The 3,203-nt window shown below is 43.0% G+C and carries 2 protein-coding genes; both read right to left on the bottom strand.

What is annotated here, in order from left to right; translation table 11 throughout:
* Positions 1-1,431, bottom strand: a 1,431-nt coding sequence (locus RM368_RS38120) for a condensation domain-containing protein (protein WP_322698873.1), incomplete at its 3' end; no start/stop codon positions are given.
* A gap of 14 nt (positions 1,432-1,445) precedes the next feature.
* Positions 1,446-3,203 (bottom strand): condensation domain-containing protein (locus RM368_RS38115; protein WP_322698872.1); only part of this gene is annotated, 1,758 nt, incomplete at its 5' end.

Below are 3,203 nucleotides of genomic sequence, written 5' to 3'. Positions count from 1 at the left end.
TTCTTTTACTTGCGCCTCAAACAACTCATGGATGCATTTTTCTTGCGGATATTCAGTTCGCGTGTTATTCCACTCTGCTAATTGCTGTTGTTCTGCTGAGGTTAACAGTGATAATTGTTCTAAGTGCTGATAGGGATTAGCAATCATGCTTTCCAGCAGTGTTTGCAGGTGTCCTAACATCTGGTTGATGCTGAAAACATCAAAGCGATCGTTCTCTTGATAGGCAATCTTAAATAATAACTCTCTGCCTGGAATAATACTTAGAGTTATCGGATAATTAGTTTTTTCAAATACCTGTATATTTTTAATTTGGATGTTTAAATCCGGCTGTGCCAATGTTTCATCTAGAGGGTAATTTTCAAACACCACAATACTGTCAAATAAGGACAGATTAGCCGGAACCTCACTCCACTTCTGTATATCCACTAACGGCGCGTACTCATACTGACGAGCCTCAACTTGTTGAGCGAACAGTTGTTGCAGCCAAGAGAGCAATTCTTGCTTGGGACTAACTTGCACCCTGACTGGCAAAGTGTTGATAAATAGCCCGATCATAGATTCTGCATTGACTAAGGCAGGAGGACGACCAGAAACTGTAGCTCCAAAAAGTATATCTTCTTCACCGCTGTAACGGCTCAGTAGCAGTGACCAAGCTGCCTGCACTAAGGTATTAAGGGTGAGTTGATACTGTTTGACAAAGGAATTAAGAGCAGCAGTTGTCGTAGGAGACAATTTCAATTCTTGTTCCTTGTAATCCTGTTGTTGCTCGGTTTGGTATCCAATTGAACTAATTCCCAGTTGAGTGGAAGATGTTAAACCTAAAAGTGTCTTTCGCCAAAAAGCTTCGGCTTGAGAAACATCCTGTTGTTGCAACCAAGCAATGTAATCCCGATAAGGACGGGGTACAGGTAAGTGAAGATTTTCGCCTTGGCAAAAAGCTCTGTAGTAAGCAATAACTTCCTCATAGACGTTAGGCCCCGACCATCCGTCAAGTAACAGATGGTGATGACTCCAACAGAAATGATAAACTTCTTCTGCCAAGCGAATTAGTGTGAAGCGCATCAGTGGGGCTTGGGAGAGTAAGAAACCATGTTGGCGCTCTGCTTGCAAAATGGTTTCTAAGCGTTGTTGTTGCTCAGTTGGAGATATTTCTCGCCAATCTAGCTGTTGCCAGGGGAATTTGACCTCCCGACAGACTACCTGAAGAGGTTTTTCTAAGTTTTCCCATATGCAGGCGGTTCTTAACACGGGATGACGAGTTATCACTTGCTGCCAAGCTTGGCTAAAGGCAGTAACGTTTAATGCTCCATGCAACTCAAAGCACGTCTGTTCTATGTAAACACCAGAGTTGGGAGCATAAATACTGTGGAACAGCATCCCCTGTTGCATCGGAGATAAGGGATAAGCATCTTCAATATTTTTTAAGCTCATCTTGTTTCTCTCCCTTAAAATGAAATTTGTTGCAAAGCTAAATCGAGTTCCGTTTGGTTTAACTGCACCAAAGGGAAATCAGAAGGCGTAAAACCAACTCCTTCGGGAGATTGACAGTGGGCGATTATAGAGCGCAATGCCTCGATAAACCCCTGCGCTAGAGTTTCCACTGTGGATTGTTTGTGCAAGTTATGACTGTAACGCCACTGCAATTTCAGCTGACCTGAAATAATACTGCCGTCAATTTCGAGCAAGTATGACCGATGATTGCGATCGCTTTGGTTGCTACCATCAGATTCACTAGCAAATTTAAACATTGAAGATGTATTTAATACTTGGTCTAGTTGACCCAGGTAATTAAAAATCACTTCTGCTTTAGGTAGAGAACGCAATACATCAGTCATTCTCCTATCTTCATTGAGGTAGTACAGCACTCCGTAGCCGATACCCCGATTTGGTATCTGCCGCAGTTGCTCTTTTACTATCTTTAAGGCTTCTCCGGGGTTGCTAGTCTCTTCTACACTCAACACAATTGGAAATAGACTGGTAAACCAACCGATTGTCCGCGAGATGTCTGCATCTGTTAATATTTCTTCCCTGCCGTGTCCCTCCAAGTCCAATAACAGGGTGGTTTGTCCAGTCCACTTGGCAAATGCCTGTACGAGTGCTACAAGCAACACATCATTGATTTGAGTCCGGTAAGCGGCTGGCACATCTTGCAACAGGGCTTGGGTTTCTTCTGCACTCAAGGTAACTGTGACACTTCCAGCAGAACTCATTATATTATTCCCACCTGGATAATCTACAGGTAGGGAGGAACAGGGCTGATCCCGGATTTGCAACCAATAATCCATTTCCTCTTGTGCTAGTGCTGATTGAGCATATTGTTGCAGTTGGTCAGCCCATTGTTTGAAAGAAGTAGTTTTTGGCGGTAATTTGATTGTTTCACCCTGACTTAGCTGTGCGTAAGCTGTCTGCAAGTCTTCTAATAAAATCCGCCAAGAGACTCCATCTACAACCAAGTGATGAATCACAATAAACAGACGGTTGTGCTGATTGATACCAAGATTTAATAAAGCAACTCGCAGCAATTGTCTAGATAGATTAAGGCTGGCTTGGAGTTCGCTGCAAGTCGCAGTAATGGCGGCACTTTGACTTTCTGGAGGTAATGTAGATAAATCGATAACTGTAATTGGCGCCACCTGTTCAAATTCCCCAATCATTGCCTGCCATTTTGATGATTCTTGGATGAATTGCGATCGCAAAACATCATGGTGTCGTAGCAAATAATGTATTACTTGCTCCAGAAGTACTGGATTGAGTGCTTGTTGTACCTCTAGTAAAACAGCTTGATTGTAGTGATGATAATTGGAAAAATTTTCTTCAAAAAACCAGCGCTGGATGGGTGTTAAGGGAAATGAGCCAGTTACCAAACCTTGTTCGGCTGACATTGAGATGTTAGTGCTAGCAACTGTTGCTAGTTCAGCAATGGTTTGGTGCTGGAACAATTGTTTGGGTGTGAGGTATAGTCCTGCAAGGTTTGCTTTGGATATGACTTGAAAACTGAGAATAGAATCTCCACCCAGCTCAAAGAATTTGTCATTTATACCTACCTTTTCTAAGCCAAGTACTTGCGCCCAGATCCCAGCCAATTGTTTTTCAACGGTTGTTTGAGGTGCAATATAGGTTTCTTCAAATTCTGGGCGTATCCTGTCAGGCTCTGGCAAAGCCTTACGGTCAACCTTACCATTAGGAGTCAGAGGGAGTCGATC

It is taken from the genome of Nostoc sp. DedSLP03 (genome assembly GCF_034530815.1).
GTDB lineage: Bacteria > Cyanobacteriota > Cyanobacteriia > Cyanobacteriales > Nostocaceae > Nostoc.
Note: the sequence above shows the minus strand (reverse complement) of the source record. Positions and strands in the feature narration are given on the sequence as shown.